Raw genomic sequence first — 21906 nt, forward strand, 5'->3', positions numbered from 1 at the left:
TGAACCTGTCCATAGCATCAGGTGCCGGCAGTCTGGTGGATAACCTGGACGGCACCTGGACCTATACGCCGGCGCTGAATGATGAGAGCAGTGTCAGCTTTGACTTTGACATCAGCGACGGCAGCGCCAGCGTTGCTTCCACAGCCAGTCTGGATATTACGCCGGTGAATGACGCACCGGTTGCCGGAACGGCTGTTGTTCTCACAGCGATAGCAGAAGACAGTGGTGCACGCCTGATCACTCAGGCTGAACTGCTGGCCAACGCCAGTGATGTGGATGCCGGCAGCAGCCTTGAGGCGCTGAATCTGTCCATAGCGTCAGGTGCCGGTAGTCTGGTGGATAATCTGGACGGCACCTGGACCTACACGCCGGCCCTGAATGATAACAGCAGCGTCAGTTTTAATTTCAATATCAGCGATGGCAGCGCCAGCGTTCCTTCCACGGCGAGCATGGATATCACCCCGGTTAATGATGCGCCCGTCGCCGGCGGGAACGTTGTTCTGAGTGCGGTACTGGAAGACAGCGGTGCACGCGTGATCACCCAGGCTCAACTGCTGGCCAATGCCAGTGACGTCGACGCCGGCACGACGCTGCAGGCGCAGAACCTCACTATCGCCTCCGGTTCTGGCAGTCTGGTCGACAATCTTAATGGCACGTGGAGCTATACCCCTGCGCCCAACGATGACAGCAGCGTCAGCTTTAATTTTAATATCAGCGATGGCAGCGCCAGCGTTGCCTCTACAGCCAGTCTGGATATTACGCCGGTTAACGACGCACCCTCTGGAACAGATAAGACACTCACCGTAATAGAAAACAGTTCCTATCAGTTCAGCGCGGCTGATTTTGGTTTTAGCGACAGCGATGCCAACAGCCTGCTGTCGGTCAGGATATCGTCTGTGCCACTGGCGGGCAATCTGGTTCTGTCCGGCTTAAATGTGACCGTAGGACAGGTTATTGCGCTGGCCAGCATTCCCAGTCTGTCGTACATACCGACTGCCAACACGACCGGTAATAATTACGCCAGCTTTACCTTCCAGGTTCGCGATAATGGTGGCACAGCGAACGGCGGTGTTGATTTGGATCCGACGCCCAATACCATGGCGATTAATGTCGAGACACGGGCAACGCTGTCGGCCGCCACTCAAATAGACACCCTCAACCCTGCCGGTGTTGCAGACAGCATTTCCCTGAATATCGATGTCAACGCCAGTACCAACTACGTACAAATCAAGTTGCCGTCCAGTTTCACTCTCAGCGCCGGCAGCTATGACAGCGTCAATGATCTGTGGACAGTTGCAACAGCCGATCTACCCGGCCTTAGCATGACCGGTGACGTCGCTGATGGACTGGTGTTTCAGTTCCAGGCCTTTAGCTCAACAACCAATTTTTCCAGTGTACAAAGCATCACGTATAGCCTGAGCAGCTCCACGGATATTGCCGATATCCAGTTAAACAGCGTCGGTACTCTGGGATTTCGTATTATAGGCGAGGCCAATACCGATCAGGCGGGATACAGCGTAGCCAATATTGGTGATATCAACGGAGATGGTATAGATGATCTGCTGCTGGGAGCGCCACAGGCGGATACGTCAAATGGTACAAACTCAGGCGCGGCGTACGTCGTTTACGGCCGCGATACAGCGTCTAATTTTGACACCATCAATTTAGGCAGTCTGGGCAGTAACGGATTTAAGATAAGTGGCCCCCCGCTGACTGTCAGCGCTTCTCAATCGGGCTACAGCGTATCGTCTGCAGGCGACATTAATAACGATGGTTATGTTGATCTGATGGTGGGCTCGCCCTTGGCAGGAGGCTCTGGAACGGCCAATACCGGAAGGGTCGCAATCATCTATGGTACGGGTTCGGGCACAGACATGGCTGATGTGGATCTGAACAACCTTGGCGCAAGCGGATTTAATATTACAAATTCCTCTATCGCCATCAGTCGTACGTACTTTGCTGGCTCCAGCCTTGCGGAGGTGGGGGATCTCAACGGTGATGGCCGCAGCGATATTGCGATTGGTGTGCAGGGTGCTTCGGGATCTGTCTCTAATACAGCCGTTGCCTATGTGGTTTATGGAACAACCGGTGTCGCGGACAGGGCCGACTTTGATTTGAGTGCTATCAGCACATCGGGTTTCCGTGTCATCATTAATGATCTGAACACAACGCCGGCGACGGTTTCGTCAGCCGGCGATATCAATGGCGACGGTCGCGCTGATCTGATCGTTGGCATCAGCTCTCTGGATAAGGCTTATGTCATTTACGGCCGTTCGTCAGGCGGCGATGTCACAGACATCAATTTGAGCAGCCTTGGAACCAGCGGGTTTGTTATCACAGGCCCTGCTGGATCGCTGACAGGTCGTTCTGTTTCGGCCATTGGTGATATCAATGGTGATGGCCTGGGCGATCTGGTGGTGGGCGCTCCCAATAATGTCACGAACAGCAATGGTGTGGCCTATGTTATTTATGGCACGGCAGGGGGCGGTGATGCAGCCGATGTTGATTTAAGCAGCATTGGCACACGCGGCTTCAAAATCACGGGTGAAACAGGACAGGCAGGCTGGTCCGTAAGCGACGCTGGCGATATAAATGGCGATGGTCTTACGGATATGCTGGTAGGGGATTATATCACTGGAAGCAGTGCAAGTGGTGCGGTCTATGTTGTTTATGGTCAGGCGTCCGGCGGCGATCTGGCCAACATCAATCTGTCCAGCCTGGGCACAGATGGATTTAAAATTTTCGGCCCGGAAAATAGTGCCTATGCCGGATGGTCGGTGTCGGCTGCGGGCGATTTGAATAACGATGGCATGGATGACCTGCTTGTGGGCGCCCCTTCTACTGGCAGCGCCGCATCTCCAGGGTCGGTCTATGTTATTTATGGCAGCAACCCAACAGGTATCCCACAACAGATTGTAAATGGTGGCAGCGGCGCTTCGATTATGACCAGCAGTGCCATGAACGACAGTCTGGTCGGCGGTAACGGAAATAACACTTATCGCTTTGATGCCGACACCATGCTTGGCCGGGATTCAATAACGGATACGGGTGGAACGGACACGCTGGATTTTTCATCCACCACAGGCCGTGGGGTAACGGTCGATCTTAGCCTGTCGACTCAGCAGAATGTCAACAGTAATCTTGATTTGACGCTGGGCAGCGCGGTGATAGAGAGGATCGTTGGCGGTAGTGGCAATGATACGCTCAGCGGAAACAGCGCTAAAAATGCCCTTATTGGTGGTGGCGGTGATGACATACTCACGGGTGGCGCCGACAGAGATACCTTCGATTACAATGCGCTGTCAGATCGCGGTACGGGAAACGAGGTTATTACCGGGTTCAATACCTCGGCCTTTATTGGTGACATTCTGGATCTGCGCGATCTCCTGAACACGTTTAGCGGCTACAATGGCAGTAATGCCTTTTCCGCAGGTTACATTGTCTTTCAGGCCAGCGGGGCCGATACCATCGTACTGGCAGATGCTGATGGCAGTGCCGGTGCGGGAGCCGCCGTGACACTGGTAACCTTGACTAATGCCACCCTGCTCTCAACAAATACGAGCAACCTGGTCACCCCCATCTTGCTGGATTTGAACGGCGACAATCAGATAAGCCAGCGCTCTCTGGCCGATAGTAATGTCTATTTTGATGTGAACGGTGATGGTCAGCTGGACAGACTGGCCTGGACAGGAGCCGCAGATGGCGTATTGATTTACGACCAGAACAGCGATGGCCTGGTCAGCAGCGTCGATGAATTTGCACTCAGCCGTTACCTGGGCGATTCTGCCACCGATCTGGAGGCCTTGAGCGTGTTCGATACGAACGGCGATGGCAGACTGGATGCCGGCGATGAGAATTTCTCAAAATTCAAGGTCTGGCAGGACAGCAACGGCAATGGTGTGAGCGATGCCGGAGAGATGAGCAGTCTGAGCCAGCGGGGTATTGCCTCCGTTAATCTGGCCAGCGACCATCAGATATATCAAAGTGGTGATACCATGATTTACGGCAGCGGCAGTTTCACCTACGTCAGTGGTGCCAGTGGCCTGCTGGTCGATGCCGGTGTGTCTTATGAGCAGCTCCCGCTCAACTCTGCCATTGCCACGCAGGCCGCCCATACCGAGACGGATGCGCTGGATCTGGTGAATCATTTACTGGGTTATGGCGCCCTGATGCCGGGCATGCTTTATGACTTGCCGGGTGTCGGGCATACGGATCTGGCTGCCTTGTTTAACCCGCTGCAAAGCATTTTTGAAACGGTTCACCATGTGATTACGCAGGCCGTGGCCGATTCTGGCAGCGGGCTGACCGAATTACAGGGAGAGGCAGTTGCTCAGGCACTGGATCATTTGCTGACCACAGTAGATCCGCAGCATTCGCTGTTTTAAAAGGTATCCGATAATTCTTTTATGAGCCATGCAAAAAATTTACTGACTTTACAGAATTTTATCGATATTGGGTCCGACGTGCTGTGTTTTTACTGTTTTGTGTTCTAGAATTATACATTATGGCTTTTTACATATAACTAATGTTGGACAATCAAATGCTGTTTGGTTCTTCACGTGAAAGCAGTCTCACTCGTGGCCACATCGCTGACGTCACGCCGTTAGTTTCACGTAATCGTGCAAAATATTACGGGGTATTGTATGGCTGATATACAAGGTGATGACAACGACAATATCATACTCGGTACTTTATTGAGTGACCGAATCATGGGCGGTCTGGGTAACGATAATATCAACGGTCGAGACAGTAACGACAGCATCAACGGCGATGAGGGTAATGATCGACTGGTTGGCGGGAGTGGAGACGATACCGTTTCAGGTGATGCCGGTAACGACAGCATCAGTGGTGGTCTTGGAAATGATACGCTGGACGGTGGTCTGGGTGACGATTGGATCAGTGGTGATGATGGGAACGACAGTATCAGCGGTGGCGATGGGCACGATCGACTCTATGGCGGCGTGGGTGATGACAGCATCAACGGCGATGTCGGCAATGACCGCATCGGCGGTGGAGCTGGTATTGATACACTGTCGGGTGGTTCTGGCAATGACATCATTGATGGTGATGATGGTAACGATCTTATTAACGGCGGAGACGGCAATGACCGTCTGGCGGGCGGCCGGGGTGATGACAGCATCAACGGTGATGCCAACAGGGACAGCATCAGTGGTGGCATTGGTAACGATACCCTGAGCGGTGGCTTGGGTGATGACTGGCTCAGTGGTGATGATGGTAACGACACCCTCAGCGGCGGCGATGGCGATGATGTCATGTACGGCGGCCTCGGCGATGACACCATTAACGGCGATGCCGGTCAGGACAGCATCAATGGCGGCGCTGGTATTGATACACTGTTCGGTGGTTCTGGCGATGACACCATCAATGGTGAGGACGATAATGACATCATCAGCGGTGGCGATGGTGTTGATCGTCTGGTCGGTGGCGCCGGCGACGACAACATCAGCGGCGATGCCGACAATGACAGCATCAGCGGCGGCATTGGAAACGATACCATCAACGGTGGTCTCGGTGATGACTGGCTCAGCGGCGATGATGGCAACGACATCATCAATGGAGGAGATGGCAATGATCGCCTCCACGGTGGTCGGGGTAATGATTCCGTCTATGGTGGTGATGGTGATGATGTCATCTATCACAACGTCAGTCAGAATGCGGGCAATATCGATGTCTATGATGGCGGAGCAGGCAATAACACGTTTATTCTCCAGGTCACCAAACAGCAGTACGCGGCCATTATCGACGCTGGTCTGACGACTGATTTTGCCAGCAATCCAGCGGGAAACAGTTTTGACTTCAACCCCTATTCCGCTGCTCTTGGCTTTGACCTGAACATCAGTGTCGCTGGTTTTGACGACCTTGTGTTCATTCAGGCGGATACCAACACCAATGACGTAGCGCCGGTTATTACTTCTCCTGATAATTTTTCTGCTCTTGAAGACATCAACGATACCACGGTAATTGGTCAGGTCACGTTTACGGACCAGGACACGGTCAACGGAACAACCACCTACCGCATCGTCAACGACGTGGATAACCTGTTTGAAATCAGTGCCAGTGGCGAAATCAGCCTGCAGGCCGGTAAACAACTGAATTTCGAATCGCAGTCCAGCCACAGTATCAGTGTCGTGGTCAACGACGGTGCCTATGATTCCGCCCCTCAGATCATCACAATTGGTGTTCAGGATGTAAACGAGGCACCCACAGCCGGAGCAGCTGTTGCGCTGAGCGCCATAGCCGAAGACAGTGGCGCACGTCTGATTACTCAGGCCGATCTGCTGGCTAATGCCGGTGATGTGGACGCCGGCAGCAGCCTGCAGGCGCTGAACCTGTCCATAGCCAGCGGCAGTGGTACGCTGGTTGATAACCTGGACGGCACCTGGACCTACACCCCCGCACTGAACGATGACAGCAGCGTCAGCTTTGGTTTTGAAATAAGTGATGGCAGTCTGAGTACCGCTACCACGGCAAGCCTCGATATCACCCCTGTTAACGACACACCTGTGGCCGGAGCCAGCGTTGTTCTGAATTCGATAGCGGAAGACAGTGGCGCACGTCTTATCACCCAGGCAGAGCTGCTGGCCAACGCCAGTGATGTGGACGCCGGCAGCAGCCTGCAGGCTTTGAATCTCTCGATAGCCTCCGGCAGCGGCAGCCTGGTCAATAATAATGATGGCACATGGAGCTACACCCCGGCGCTGAATGATAACAGCAGCGTCAGCTTTGATTTTGCAATAAGCGATGGCAGTTCAAACGTTTCCTCCCATGCCACACTGGATATTACACCGGTTAACGATACACCGGTGGCTGGAGGCCGGGTAAATCTTACGGCGATTCTTGAAGACAGCGGCTCACGGGTGATAACCCAGGCCGACCTGCTGGCGAACGCCAGTGACGTAGATTCCGGGAGTCTACAGGCTTTGAATCTGTCGATAGCTTCCGGTAGCGGTACTCTGGTGGACAACCTGAATGGTACCTGGTCGTACACCCCCGCTCTGAACGATGACAGTCGCGTCGACTTTGATTTTGACATCTCGGATGGCAATTCAAGCGTTGCGTCGACGGCGAGAATGAACATTAACTCGGTTAATGATGCGCCCTCAGGAGGCTATTTCGGGGTTATCATAGACGATATCACGACTTACAATTTTACAGGATCTGAATTTGGATTCAGCGATGTTAACGATGCGCCAGCCAATAATTTTCAGTCCGTTATAATTGTCAGCATACCTACCGCTGCAGGAACGTTATTTTTTGATGGTCAGCCGGTGGTAGCAGGTCAGGAGATCGCCGCCAGTGAGCTCAACAAACTGAGTTATACCAAGTCGTCAAATATGACCATATCCTTCGATTTTCAGGTCAGGGACGATGGTGGCACGGCCAATGGCGGTGTCGATACCGATCCGGGATTAAAAACCGTAACGTTTCTTTCGCTTGGTGGTTTTGGGTTCCCAGTGGCACTGGATTTGGACGGCAGTGGCCACATTGATGTCGTGAGTCAGGCCAGCAGTAATCTGCGTCTGGATGTGGACGGAGACGGTGTTCTTGATCAGCTCGCGTCCATCGGATCTCATGATGGTCTGCTTGTATACGACAACAATCATGATGGCCTTGTGACACAAATGGACGAAATCTCCTTTGTCGGTTACCACGAGGGCGCAAAAACAGACCTGGAAGGCTTACAGGCATTTGACAGCAATCATAATGGTCAGCTGGATGCCGGTGATGCCCGGTTTTCCAGCTTCTCAGTATGGCAGGACAGCAATGGTAACGGCGTCAGCGACGCTGGCGAGATGAAAAGTCTGTCGGCCAGTGGTATCGCTTCCATCGGCTTGAGCAGTAACCACCAGGTTCAGGCAGGCGCTGATTCGGTTATCTTCGGTGAGGGTCAGTTCAGCTACAGCAACGGAGAGACGGGGATGCTGGCCGACATGGGACTGCGCTATGCGGCAGTCGGCAGCGCACAGAGCAGTGTCAATGATCTGAGCTTTACGCCCGGTGAGCTGTTGAGCTTCCACCCGCAAGATACCCTGATGCAGGATATACTGAATACCCTGTCTGGCACGGAACATGTCGATCTGGCGGCCGTACTTAACCCTCTGCAAAGCGTTTTTGAAACTATTCAGCACGTGATTGTACAGAGCCAGGCCGATGCCAGTGGTGGAGTGGATGGAGCCCCGGGGGTAAGCGTTTCCTCGGCTCTGGATCAGTTGCTGACCACAATAGATTCTCAGCATTCGCTGTTTTAACCGGTATCGGAGTAAGCATCTTATGACTTGCTCCGAAAACTTACATTATTTACATAATTTTATCGATATTGAGCCTGGTCGCCTATATTTTTAGCGCTAATTGTCCTATGCTTATACAAAATGACTGTTATAAATAACTAATATTAAGTGATTACCTGTCATTTGATTTGTTCAAATGAAGTAATTTTCACTCACGTCCACATTGATGACGCTGCGCAGTTCATTTCAATTTATCATGCGAAATATGGCGGAGTATTGTATGGCTGATATACAAGGCGATGACAACGACAATATCATATTGGGTACTTTGCTGAATGACCGGATTCTGGGTGGTCTGGGCAATGATAATATCAACGGCAGAAGCGGTGACGATAACATCAACGGTGATGACGGCGATGATCGCCTGATTGGCGGGAGTGGAAACGACACCATTTCTGGCGATGCCGGCAATGACAGCATCAGTGGTGGTTTGGGCAATGATACTCTGAGCGGCGGTCTGGGTAACGACTGGTTAAGCGGCGATGATGATAACGACAGCATCAGCGGTGGCGATGGTAACGATCGACTCTATGGCGGCATAGGTAACGACAGCATCAGCGGTGATGCCGGTAATGACCTGATGAGTGGTGGAACCGGTATCGATATTCTGTCGGGTGGCTCTGGCGCAGACAACATCAGCGGTGATGATGGTAACGACATTATCAATGGCGGAGACGGCCTTGATCGTCTGGCTGGTGGCCGGGGTGATGACACCATTAATGGGGATGCCGACAGGGACAGCATCAGTGGTGGTATTGGGAACGATACTCTCAACGGCGGCCTGGGTGACGACTGGATCAGTGGCGATGATGGTAATGACATTATCACCGGTGGAGACGGCAATGACTTAATGTACGGCGGCCTGGGGGATGACGCGATTAATGGCGACGCTGGTAACGACCGTCTTTTTGGTGGGGCTGGTATCGATACACTGCTCGGTGGTACTGGCATTGACACCATCAATGGTGATGATGGTAACGATATTATCAGCGGCGGCGATGGTGTTGACCGTCTGCTCGGCGGCCGGGGTGACGACAGCATCAACGGCGATGCCGGCAACGACAGCATCAGTGGCGGGGCTGGAAACGATACTCTAAACGGCGGCCTGAATGATGACTGGCTCAGCGCGGAAGACGGCAGCGACATCCTCAATGGTGGGGATGGCAACGATCGACTGTTTGGCGGCGTCGGTAATGACACCGTCAAGGGCGATGCTGGCAATGATCTCATCTATCACAACGTCAGCCAGAATCTTGGTGACATCGACGCATATGATGGCGGTGCAGACAACGACACGCTGTTTCTGCAGGTCAGCAAACAGCAATACGCGGCCATTGCCAGCACCAGCCTGATTGCCGATTTTGCCAGCAATCCGGTTGCTACGCCCTTCAATTTTGGTTCTTATTCCAGCGCTCTTGGCTTTAACCTGAACATCAGTGCCGTGGGTATTGAAAATCTGGTTTTTGTTCAGGCGGCTACCAATACCAATGACGTAGCGCCGGTTATCACCTCTCCCAATAGTTTTTCTGTACTCGAAAACATCAACGATACCACGGTGATTGGTCAGGTCAGATTTACGGACCAGGACACAGTCAACGGAACAACCACCTACCGTATCGTCAACGATCCGGGTAATCTGTTTGAAATCAGCGCCAGTGGCGCAATCAGCCTGCAGGCCGGTAAACAGCTGAATTTCGAATCGCAGTCCAGTCACAGTATCAGTGTCGTGGTTAAAGACGGTGTGTATGATTCTGCTGCTCAGGTTATTACGATTGCGGTTCAGAATGTGAATGAGGCACCAACTGCTGGAGCCGGTGTCGTTCTTTCGCCGATAGCGGAAGACAGCGGCGCGCGTGTGATAACCCAGGCCCAGCTGCTGGCCAACGCCCTTGACGTGGATGCCGGCACCAGCCTGCAGGCGCTGAACCTGGCAATAACGTCAGGCGGTGGCAGTCTTGTCGATAATCTCGATGGTACCTGGACCTATACTCCGGCGCTGAATGATAACAGTGGCGTCAGCTTTGCTTTCAATATCAGTGATGGCAGCCTGAGCGTTCCCTCCACGGCCAGTCTGGACATTACCCCGGTTAATGACGCGCCGGTGGCGGGAGCTGCTATCAATCTCGGCACGATACTGGAAGACAGCGGCGCGCGTGTAATAACCCAGGCCCAGCTGCTGGCCAATGCCAGTGACGTGGACGCCGGCAGCAGCCTGCAGGCGCTGAACCTTTCCATAGCCAGCGGCGGTGGCAGTCTGGTGGATAATAACAATGGCACCTGGAGCTATACGCCCGCGCTTAATGACAGCAGCAGCGTCAGCTTTAACTTTAATATCAGTGATGGCGGCCTGAGCACGGCCTCCACGGCAAGCCTCGATATTACGCCGGTTAACGATGCACCCTCTGGAACCAATAAGACGCTGGCCATAGTAGAAAATGGCTCCTATCAGTTCAGCGCGTCTGATTTTGGTTTTAGTGACATCGATGCCAACAGTCTGCTTTCTGTCAGGATAGCCTCTGTGCCCGTGGCCGGCAGTCTGGTCCTTTCGGGTCTTAACGTAACAGCTGGGCAGACTATCGCGCTGGCGAGCATTCCCAATCTGACGTACATACCCTCTGCCAATACAATTGGTAATAATTACGCCAGCTTCACGTTTCAGGTTCGGGATAACGGCGGCACAGCCAATGGTGGTATTGATTTGGATCCGACTCCCAATACCATGACGATTGATGTCGAACCCAGGGCAACGGTATCGGCCAGCACCCAGATAGACAATCCCACGGTTGCTGGTATTGCTGACAGTATTACTTTGAACATTGATGTCAGTGCCGGTACCAGTTACGTGGAAATCAAATTACCGGCCAGTTTCAGTCTCAGCGCTGGCAGCTACAACAGCGTCAATGATAAATGGACGGTTGCAACAGCCGACCTGCCCGGACTGAGCATGACTGGCGATGCAGCCAATGGGCTTGTGTTCCAGTTTCAGGCCTTTAAATCAGCAACCAATTTTTCCAGTGTGCAAAGCATCACCTACGACATGACCGCTCCCCCTGACGTTGCCGATATTCATTTAAACGCGCTGGGCAATCAGGGATTTCTTATCGCAGGCCGGGTCAACTTTGATCAGGCAGGGTACAGCGTAGCCAATATTGGTGATATCAACGGAGATGGCCGGGACGATCTGCTGCTGGGGGCGCCTCAGAACGATGTGAAAGGTTCAGGCTCAGGTGCCGCCTATGTTGTTTATGGCCGAACGGCAGGGAATGATTTTAGTACCATCAATCTGAACAGCCTGGGCAGTGACGGTTTCCTGATAAACGGCGTAACACCCACATTTAATTTGTCTCAATCGGGTAACAGTGTGTCGTCAGCCGGCGATATTAACAATGATGGCTATGCTGACCTGATGATAGGCTCCCCCGGCGCAGGAAATTCTTTCGCAGGCTCGGTATCCATCATCTATGGTACAGGTTCGGGCGCGGATATGGCCGATATTAATCTGGACAATCTCGGGTCGAGTGGATTTCAGATTACGAACAGCTCTGGCAGTTCTACGAATGGAGCCTTTGCTGGTATGAGAGTGTCGGATGCTGGTGATATTAATGGTGATGGCCTGAGCGATTTACTGGTGGGAACAACCGGTACCACCGGCGTTGCCTACGTGGTGTATGGCAAGACCGGTGTTGCAGATATCGCCGATCTGGATTTGGCAAGCCTGGGAACCGCGGGCTTTAAGATGTCGGCCACAGGTCTTTACCCTACGAATATGGTAGGTTTCACGACGGTTTCGTCGGCCGGGGATATCAATGGTGATGGATATGCAGATCTGATCGTGGGCTTTGAGACGGCGAGTAAGGCTCAGGTCGTTTATGGCAGCTCATCAGGCGGTGACATGCCTGATATCGATCTCAATAATCTTGGAGCCGGCGGTTTTAATATTACTGATCCTTCCGGTTCGAAGCTGGGTCGTACGATGTCCTCCCTGGGAGACATCAACGGTGATGGCCTGGATGATCTGGCAATAGGCGCTCCCGTCAATTCGGGTTTGGGTAAAGCCTATGTTATTTATGGCACTGCTGGTGGCGGCGATGCCGCGGACATTGATGTCAGCAGTCTGGGAACAAGAGGTTTTGTGATAACAGGTGAGTCGTCTGGGGCCGGCTGGTCAGTCAGCGAGGCCGGTGACATTAATGGCGATGGCGTGGGTGACATCCTGGTGGGTGACTATAAAATCGACGAAAGCGGTGCATCGATTACGGCAGGCGGCGCGGTTTACGTTGTGTATGGCCGTTCATCCGGCGGCGATCTGACCGATATCAATCTGGCCAGCCTGGGTGCGAATGGATTTAAGATTTTTGGCGCGGAAACCAATGCTTATGCCGGCTGGTCGGTTTCGGCAGCGGGCGACATCAACGGCGATGGCATGGATGATTTGATTTTAGGTTCTCCCTACGCCACCAGCTCAGCAAATCCGGGAGGAGCCTACGTTATTTACGGCAGCCATCCAGCCAGTGTTCCACAGCAAATCATAAATGGTGGCAGCGGCCCAACGATTCTGACCAGCAGTGCCCTGAACGACACGCTGGTCGGCAGTACCGGTAATAACACCTATCGTTTTGATACAGATACCAGTCTTGGCTCGGACAGCATAACGGATACGGGCGGCACGGACACGCTTGATTTTTCGTCCACCACAAGCCTTGGTGTAACGGTCAATCTCGGCCTGTCGACCCTGCAGAACGTTAACAGCAATCTCAGCTTGACGCTGGGCAGCGCGGTGCTGGAGAACATCGTTGGCGGCAGTGGTAATGATACGCTGACCGGTAACACGGCCAACAACATCATCAGCGGCGGAGCCGGTGATGACACCCTGACTGGTGGCGCCGGTTCGGATACCTTCGATTACAATGCGCTGACTGACCGTGGTACGGGAAATGAGATTATCAGCGGTTTCACCGTTGGTGCCGGTGGTGACAGGCTGGATCTGCACGATCTGCTGACCACGTTCAGTGGCTACAATGGCAGCAACGCCTTTTCCGCAGGCTACGTCAGCTTTCAGGCCAGCGGTGGCAATACCATCGTACGGGTGGATGCTGATGGCAGTGCCGGTGCAGGAGCCGCTGTGACCCTGGTGACCCTGAGTAATGTTACCCTGCTCGCAACGGATACAAGCAATTTAATCACCCCCGTCATGCTGGATTTGAATGGCGATGGCAAAGTCAGCTCTCTTTCGCTTGCCGAGAGCAAGGTCTATTTCGATGTGACGGGAGATAATCAGTCAGAGCGCCTTGCCTGGGTAGCCAGACAGGATGGTGCGTTGATCTATGACCAGAACAACAATGGTGTGGTAGACAATGTGAATGAATTCGCATTCACCCGACTTGCAAGTGGGGCGGCCACAGACCTGGAGGCTCTGCGTATTTTCGACAGCAACAATAACGGCAGACTGGATGCCGGCGATGCCGAATTTTCAAAATTCAAAGTCTGGCAGGACAGCAACGACAATGGCGTGAGTGATTACGGGGAAACGCGCAGCCTGGCCGAGCGTGATATTACATCCATCAACATAGACGGCTCTGTTCAGGTATCACAAAACGGCGACATGATGATTTACGGCGAGGGCAGTTTTACCCGCGCCGGCGGCAGCTCAGGTGTGCTGGTTGATGCGGCTGTATCGTACCAGCAGACAAATTATAAAATGTCCACGACTCTGCCGACTGATCATTCGGATTCGGATGTTCAGAGCCTGATTAATCAGTTGCTGGGCCATGAAACCCATGGCGGTCTTATGCAGGTTATTCTGAACAGCCTGCCTGAGGCGGAGCATGCGGAGCTGGCAGCATTACTGAACCCTCTGCAAAGCATTTTTGACAGCGTTCAGCATGTGCTGGCACAGAGTCTGACTGACACCGGCACCGGAGCGGCCGGGGCTCAGGGCGTGAATATTTCCTCGGCTCTGGATCAGTTGCTGACCACAATAGATCCTCAGCACCCGTTATTTTAAGGGGGCCATGCTGAGTATTGTATGAACGGCAATAAGGTATTAGTGAACTGAGTTTGACTGGAGCGCCGAATGATTTAACAATGTACCTGAATTCAGGTAATAATTGCATCTGTAGGCTGGGCCTTGGCCCAACAATCAGCTTAGGCGCCAATGCCATGTTGGGCCAAGGCCCAACCTACGTCATATCAAGCGTATTGTGATGGATATTGATTCCATGTAGCCGGCATTGGAAGCACGTGTATTGTTTTCAATTATTCGGCGCTCCAGGACGTTGAATTGTCAAGAGACCTGGATGAAATACCGCTTGATTGTTTCACGTGAAAGCAGGCTCACGCATGGCCACATCGGTGACGCCGCGCTGCTGGTTCTCTTTTAATTGAATAATAATTCGCCTCAAAGACCGTCCTTTTAATGTAAATCACTGGCTATATCAACCCGAGCAACTACACTTTCAGAATAACAGCTGGAGATATCGTGTACGTTTCAGCAGAGAACAGGAAAAAGCTTACGCTATGCGCGGTGCTTATCGCACTGTCAACCATGTCGCTTGTTCTTGGTCGAACCTTATCCAACACCCTGCTGTTAACTCAATATCATCTCCGTATTCTGCCGTGGTTTTACATTGGGCAATCGGCATTCTTTATTTTGGTTATGTTCGCTATCAGTATCTGCCAAAATAAATACCCTGAGCGGTTTGCCCTCATCTATAAGACCGTGGTGTCCGCCATCCTGGTCCTGCTCATGGCTGGTCTGCATTTCCCCTTCAGCGAATTAGCCTTTATTACCGCCGTCATACTGTGGACATTCAGCGGTATCAGTTCCATCATTGCCTTGAATTATGCGTCCAGATGTTTTGATGTGCAGGAGTTCAAACAATATAACTGGGTGCTGCAGCTGACAGGTACCCTTGGTGCGGTGGGGATAGGTCTTATCATGGCGCGTATCCCCTTGAGCTATGACAGGATAGGCATTCTCAGCCTGATGCTGCTGGTCGAGCTTCTCAGTATCCTGTGCATTTTACCTCTCAGCATTTACCAGCATGGCATTACGCAAGACAGCCATAAAAGTTCTCCCGGATTGCTTGCCTCTGTCCGCCAGAATACCCTGTTCAAATACCTTGCATTGATCATGATTGCATCCGCTTTTTTGAGCGTACTCATCGATTACAATTTTAAGCTGGCTCTGGCCACAGAAATTGAAGAAAAAAATCTCACGAATACGGTCAATCTGATTTACGTGACCAGCATCGTCTGCACGCTGATGGTTCAGGTATTTCTGCAGGACAGGCTTGTGCAGAAAATGGGTAGCAAGAAGATAGTGATTTTTTTCCCTCTGGCGATGCTGATAAGCGCACTGGCTGCTGTTTTTTATCCAGGATTTACCATGATTGCGGTATTATTTATAATCAATCAGGTTGCAAGCAGTTCCGTATTCACCCTGTCAGAAGGCTTGTACATCAGTATTCTCCCGCAAGGTATTCGACATGTGGCTCATTATTATCTTGACGGAAGCATCAAATCGTTTGGCATCATGCTGGCGGGTCTGGCCGTCTTTGTTCTGGTTTATTTCGGTAACCAGCGTGCCGGACTTATATTCGTTATTGTTGCCGGTTTATATGCTGTTTATCTCTGTCGGCACGCCATCACAGCCTATACTGTCCAACTCACCGAATCCGTGTATCTGCGGCGTTTTAATCCTGATTTGATCGAGATCACGGAACGTGATGATCGGGAGATTGAACACATCTTCAGTCAGTCTCTGCAGAGCCAGAGTCTCGATGCGCAATTCTTTGCCCTGCAGCTGCTGAGCAATTACACGCACAAACGCCTGCCTGCGTCCCTCGAGACGCTGCTGCTGTTAAGCCCTAATCCCGATATCCAGAAAGGAACGGCTCGTCTGCTTGCCGCTCACCGGGATCAACGAGAGTTTGAAAAAAGTGCCAGCGAGGTCTTTATCCACTCCCACGATGACAGTGTGCGCTGGTTTCTCTGCCTGTATCTGCTCAACAGCCGACCTGACTTTCTGATGCAGTATGCCGCCGGCTCTCAACATCAGAACAGTCTGGCCTCAACCTGTATTCGAGCCTTGATTTATCTAAAGCTGGGCAATATTCAGCAGCACATCACCGCCCTGCAACAGATTCTGGCTTTGTATCAGTCTGACGACTACGCCAGGAAAAAATGGTTTCTGCGCCTGTTGCGAGAGATGCCCGATTTACATGATGATGTTTATCTCATCAAAATCATCAACGAAGGGGAGTTGTCACTGAAAGTGCTGGCTATCCAGCAGATTGGCTCCACGCCCAGCCCAGCTCTGGTTGCCTGCCTGATTGAACACATAGGTGTTCTCGGACTGCGCCATACACTCAACGATTGTCTGGTCCGTCTTGGTGATGGCATCACACCACAGATTGCCCATCGTCTGCATCACAGCCACTCGTATTCGGTCAAAACAAACTGTCTGCTGATACTGAGCCTCATCATGGGGGAAGAATCAGAACGCTGCCTGCTGGATACGCTGCGCAATACGCCGGACATGATGGTTAAAACGATTGCTGCCAAATATCTGGCTTATCATTGTGTGAAGAAAACAGCCAGCGAGCGGGTCAATGCATTTTTAAGCCAGGGAGAAATCATGCGTGAAATATCTCTGTACCAACGCCTGCATGCCTTTCTTCCGCATAATAATAATCGCGATGCCACCAATGAAATCAATGCCCGCATCGCTTTACTGAAAAAGCGGGTTCTTTTCTATTTCGCAGCCCTCAGTGGTTCGGTGAATATCTTGAACAGCGTTCCCTTGTTAAGCAACCCTCAAACCAGTAAAAATCAAAGAGCCATTGCCCTGGAGCTGATCGACAACAGCATCAGGGATCGTAAGATGGTATCGTCGCTGTTGACCCTGTTTACCGATCAAAAAATACGAACCGCCCATGACCAGCCCTGTTTTCCGGAAGATCCTCTCCTGGAAACCTGTTTACACAACATAGAGAGTCAAAATATGGAATCCATTTACCTGCTGACCAAATTACGACGGCTCGATTTATTCAAAAACCTGTCAGCCGAAACCCTGCTCACCCTTGTGAAATGCTGTGTCAGCATGGACATGATGAAGGATGAGATCATTTTCAGAGAAGGTGATCCTGGAGATGGCCTGTACCTGATTGACTCCGGCGAGGTGATTGTCAGCAAAGAGGGCAAGGTAATCTCACGCCTGACCGAAGGAGAATATTTCGGCGAAATGGCACTGCTGGACGATGCTCCCCGCTACGCGACAATCACCGCAGGCTCGGAAGGAGCTCTGATTTTCATCAGCAAACAGGACTTCGACAGCATCACTGATGAAGTCCCGGATATCATGAAAAGTATCGTCAAGCAGGTGATTCATTATTTGACAGGCGTGACAGCTGGGGACAAGGCCCGGGAATAAGCATCAAGCGAAATCCAGCCATGGTAGCCCGGATTAGCGCCAGCGTAATCCGGGAAGCAGGCTGCATCTAAGCGAACAGAATCGGCTCAGTCTGCCTGCGTTCCGCGCTTTGTGCGCGGAATCCAGCGCGGAACTCGATTCAAGTACGTCTGGATGCTGTGCATAAAGCGCAGCACGCAGGCGCCGGTTGCCCGGCTATTTATGGGCTGCTTAATGAGCCCTTAAGCAGGCTATGTTAAAATATCAGCAAAACCAAACAACCAGGCGCTCCCATGTTAGCTGTTTTTGACTTTGACAGAACCGTTACCTGTCTCCACACGTTTCGTAAGGCACAAATGTATGAAGAACCGGTCTCGCTTTTTTACCTCGAGCAGTATTTAAGAGGGAAGCAGGATGCTCTGACTAATGTAAAAAAAGGCATTTCTGATCACCTTAAACACGACGATGGCGAGCATTCCAGTGCCATTGCAACCTTCCACAATAACCATTCCATGGTAGCCGGTTATCTTTCCGTTATCTTTGACAAAAAACTGATCCTGCAGGAAACTCACTTGTCTGCAGATAAACTGATTGCCGTTGCACAATACCGGGTTGAGGGAATAGAAAAACCCTTTTTTATTTCATATATCAACGCGTGTGGGCCTCATTTTAATCCCACGCTTCACGCCCTGGGTAAAAGTAAAAACGAGCAGCTGATACACCTTCGCCAGCTGATACATACCTTAAATCCTGAGCAGGCAGAAACAGAGATAACATTTTATGATGACGACCTGAATAACTGCAGACAGGCCGTCTTACTGCCATTGACCAGGGTTTTTCATGTCGATACTGCTTTCTGTGAAACATTTGTCTGCGACCCCTGGCACGAATCACTGAAAGCTGATATGCCATCGCCTGCAGCAGCCAGTTCCAGCAATCCGCATCGATTTTTTGGCTCCTCATCCGCGTCATCACTTGAGAGCATCAAGATTATGATCAGCGAACATGAGCATGACAGGGTAGAAGACTGCGTAAGGAATCACGGTGCCAATCCGAGTTTTATAGCCGGATTTTACGCCGAAAAAGAGAATCATGAGATGGTCGAGAAATATCGGGAAAAATACCAGGCATCCGTTAATGTGATCTTACAGGCCTATGTCAATGTCGGCTGTCTTGAGAAAGTCTCTGAATATCAGCAGAGATTTAACATTCCTGACAGCGATGTTGACTTATGTTTCGCCCGAGCGGCATACAGTGTTACAGAAACGCCGCCCTCTGAACAGGCCTCAGGCTCTCATCCTGGCCTGTAACGGACGGCTTGATGTCCCGCCTTAAAGGTAACTGACTCCTGAGCGGCATCTATACGGTCTTATTTACTGTTCTGATAATTATCAAAATTCGTGAATGCCTGTTTCACTGCATCCAGGCAATTAAGAATTTTTGGCTGGCCAACATAAAGCGTCAGCAGCATTAACATCTCTATAATCTCCGCCTTGCTCACGCCCTGCCGCAAACAGTTTTCAGTATGCAGTGCCACTTCAAACTGAACTGTGTTATCGGTAATAATCGACGCCAACACCATCAGTTCTTTTTCACGCATGCTGAGCGAAGGCGTTTTTTCCTGCCAGATTTCCTGTATTCCCTGACGCACAATAATATCCGCCAAGCCGGGTGAAAAATCCTCAATTTCTTTCAGCAAATCCATCGCCTTGGGTAAATAGCGATTCTTAATCGCCTCAAGACCATTTTTATAATCGTCGTTTTTATCATCCTGTTTCAAAATAAACTCCTTAAAAGGGGACTGTCCCCATTAAATTATAATCAATGTGTATGATTTTCAACAGCCTAAGTCCCGCTCAACAGGACGAACTCATACTGCTCGACGATGCCTGCAGACTGGCCTCCAGAGATGCTGCTTTGCCAAGTACATGAATTTTATAGGGTGAGCGTTCTTTTTCGGCTTCCCATGCAATTCCATCGGAATCACGGCCAACGGGCTTATGTGTCTGCAGTAAGGTAAGGCCAGCTGCCAGGTATGTTTGTCTGTAGGAGGCCCCAGAATGAAAAAAATCGTAGAATGTAAAGCTGGTTTCCCTGCTGCCTGAAGTAAACACCTGAGCTTTTATGGGCTGATCTTCAGCAAATTTTTCTTTTCCATCCATTTGTATGTGTGGTGTATTTTCATCAAAATCATTATTAAATGTATACCATTTATTGGAGCGTAGGTAGGCCTGTTTTGAGCAGTTGGTAATGATTGCAACACCGGATGCAGATAATACCGACTGAATAGTCTGCAAAATCATGGCCATGTCGCGCTGTTCGACTTCAACCAAAACAAAATTACAGATAACGAGATCAAATTCTTCGCAAAAATCGAGTTTTTGGCCAGGTGTTATCGTAGAAAATACAGCATGTGGCAAACGCTTTTGCGCCTGTTTAATATTTTCGGCATTGATATCTACGCCAAATACATCGATCTTATGACCGGAACGGGTAACTGCTTTTTCGATCAACGCCGTTGACAGGCCGGCCCCACAACCAAAATCCAGTATTTTGTACGCCTCTTTGGGGGTTTTGAAAAATAAATGTTCTTCCAGTAATTGGGGAAGATCCCGGTAAGCCAGGTAGAGCGTGGCGTCCAAATCCAGCAGGCTGTGCGTTTCAGCATCGCTGTTATAATTTGACTGGTTTTTTTGTGCATGAGATTTTATAGAAAACATACAGGCTCCTGAAAAAAAAGAGGATACTTTTTATCTTAATTCTGAACGTGGTTTATTTTTTAGTTTCCGCATAATTTAATACAGCATCGGTTACAAGAGAAGGACAATATTTACCGTCCTTTTAAAATATGATGAGGCTGCATGTGCTTAATGTTATACCAAAAAAACGAGCATACCGGAGCGGATTTTTTAAAATCATGGATGTCACCACTATGCATACAAGCGGATTTGCTGCTATCAGCAGTGCAAGATGCAGTGTGGGTGAATTAATCAATCCAGGAATTATCAAACCAATCAGATCAATGAATCCAATAATGCCTATGTAGAATAATGCCCATGTATTTTTCCTGGTAATGAAGAAAAGATTGGCTTCTTTAAGGACGAGAATTACTGCGATACAGGTAAATCCTAATGCGAAACCCGTCAGGTGCGTCAGGAGGGCGTAGCTGTGTCTGGCCACGATCCCTGCGAGATCGAATTTTGTAAAAAATACCGATATCAATATCAAACAGATAAGTACAATTATCAAAGATACCAGTCTAATGCCGATACCTCGGGTCTGTTTTTTTGTCTTCACAAAAAACTCCTTTTACCATTTCCCAGTTGTGATATAGTCCTGTTTTATAAGGGGTGATGCGAAATTTGTTGCATATATGCAACGGAATCTACTCTTGTTATAAATTTTTGTCAATCTTGTGAGTTGGTATATTTGTGACCTCGGATATTTCAAGTAATACAATTAATCTCGTGCTGAACGAGTTAATCAAAATAAAGTCGAAGCGTGATGGTGTTAAGTTCACCAGTTCAAAATTGGCTCATGAGCTTGATTTGCCACGATCATCAATAAGTAGACTGATGCATCCAGATAAAGATAAGAGAATGACTAATCCAACAATAGGGACGCTGATTAAGATAGTCGATTTTTTTAAAGCGGATGGTATTCCTGTATCTATTGATGATTTTGTTGGTACCAGAAAAACAATAGTTAATGTCCAGGAACAGGCACTTGAGCCATTGACGCACACCAAAACCGTGCCAGTGTGTAATTGGTATGGTGGACAGGAGCAATCCGATATTAGAATAAATGTGTGCGAAAATGAGCAAAATATAAATCTTATTGCTTTCATTGCAGAAGAGGATTTCAAGCCGATTTTTAAAAAGGGATCTGTCTTTATAGTTAATAAAGACGTTCGTCCAGAAAATGATAATATTGTAGGGATAAAGCTTGAAGTTGACGGTAAAATATTAATAAAAAAACTACATAAAAATAATAATAGATTATTCGTATCCAGATTTGAGAATGATCTTGAAGAAATTGAGCTTTCACCCGAACAATACTACGATATAATCGGCGTGGTTGTTCAAATAATTGCAAAAACCTGAAGTATTCATCTGTACGGAATATTATGAACTCACTATTTAAAGTCTTTCTAATAAAAATTGATGCTTTTTTTTGCTCTTATCT

General features: G+C 50.2%; 9 protein-coding genes. 6 read left to right on the forward strand and 3 right to left on the reverse strand.

Features of this window, described 5'->3' with window-relative positions; translation table 11 throughout:
* From ACQUTA_RS11425 to ACQUTA_RS11445, 5 genes are all read left to right on the forward strand, one after another.
* Positions 1-4385 (forward strand): beta strand repeat-containing protein (locus tag ACQUTA_RS11425; protein WP_444988384.1); only part of this gene is annotated, 4385 nt, incomplete at its 5' end.
* Positions 4386-4643: 258 nt separating this feature from the next.
* Entirely contained in the window at positions 4644-8270 is a 3627-nt protein-coding gene (locus ACQUTA_RS11430) for a cadherin-like domain-containing protein (protein ID WP_444988385.1), read from the forward strand.
* Between the two features lie 259 nt (positions 8271-8529).
* Positions 8530-14313, forward strand: coding sequence for a beta strand repeat-containing protein (locus ACQUTA_RS11435; RefSeq protein WP_444988386.1), 5784 nt, complete (start codon positions 8530-8532; stop codon positions 14311-14313).
* Positions 14314-14787: 474 nt separating this feature from the next.
* Entirely contained in the window at positions 14788-17742 is a 2955-nt protein-coding gene (locus tag ACQUTA_RS11440; RefSeq protein WP_444988387.1) for a cyclic nucleotide-binding domain-containing protein, read from the forward strand.
* Between the two features lie 272 nt (positions 17743-18014).
* On the forward strand, positions 18015-19031 hold the full coding sequence (locus tag ACQUTA_RS11445; protein WP_444988388.1) for a hypothetical protein: 1017 nt from the start codon (positions 18015-18017) through the stop codon (positions 19029-19031).
* Positions 19032-19090: 59 nt separating this feature from the next.
* Here ACQUTA_RS11445 and ACQUTA_RS11450 read toward each other — a convergent pair whose 3' ends face one another.
* The 3 genes from ACQUTA_RS11450 to ACQUTA_RS11460 all read right to left on the reverse strand — a co-directional run bounded on the left by ACQUTA_RS11450 (position 19091) and on the right by ACQUTA_RS11460 (position 21018).
* Positions 19091-19501 carry a carboxymuconolactone decarboxylase family protein gene (locus tag ACQUTA_RS11450; RefSeq protein ID WP_444988389.1) on the reverse strand — a complete coding sequence of 137 codons (411 nt, stop codon included), beginning with the start codon at positions 19499-19501 and terminating at the stop codon, positions 19091-19093.
* 76 nt (positions 19502-19577) lie between these two features.
* Entirely contained in the window at positions 19578-20441 is an 864-nt protein-coding gene (locus ACQUTA_RS11455; protein ID WP_444988390.1) for a class I SAM-dependent methyltransferase, read from the reverse strand.
* A gap of 121 nt (positions 20442-20562) precedes the next feature.
* Complete coding sequence (locus ACQUTA_RS11460; protein WP_444988391.1) at positions 20563-21018, reverse strand: hypothetical protein; 456 nt, start codon at positions 21016-21018, stop codon at positions 20563-20565.
* A gap of 278 nt (positions 21019-21296) precedes the next feature.
* On the opposite strand from ACQUTA_RS11460, the gene ACQUTA_RS11465 reads away from it, so the two are divergent.
* Positions 21297-21824, forward strand: a complete 528-nt coding sequence (locus ACQUTA_RS11465; protein WP_444988392.1) for a S24 family peptidase — start codon at positions 21297-21299, stop codon at positions 21822-21824.
* The last annotated feature ends 82 nt before the right edge of the window (positions 21825-21906 follow it).

Source organism: Legionella navarrensis, from assembly GCF_052527415.1.

Excerpts from the sequence above, each read along its gene's own strand:
- ACQUTA_RS11430 (WP_444988385.1), top strand. The coding sequence starts at position 4,644 with ATGGCTGATATACAAGGTGATGACAACGACAATATCATACTCGGTACT.
- ACQUTA_RS11435 (WP_444988386.1), top strand. The coding sequence starts at position 8,530 with ATGGCTGATATACAAGGCGATGACAACGACAATATCATATTGGGTACT.
- ACQUTA_RS11445 (WP_444988388.1), top strand. The coding sequence starts at position 18,015 with ATGTTAGCTGTTTTTGACTTTGACAGAACCGTTACCTGTCTCCACACG.
- ACQUTA_RS11455 (WP_444988390.1), bottom strand. The coding sequence starts at position 20,441 with ATGTTTTCTATAAAATCTCATGCACAAAAAAACCAGTCAAATTATAAC.
- ACQUTA_RS11465 (WP_444988392.1), top strand. The coding sequence starts at position 21,297 with ATGCATCCAGATAAAGATAAGAGAATGACTAATCCAACAATAGGGACG.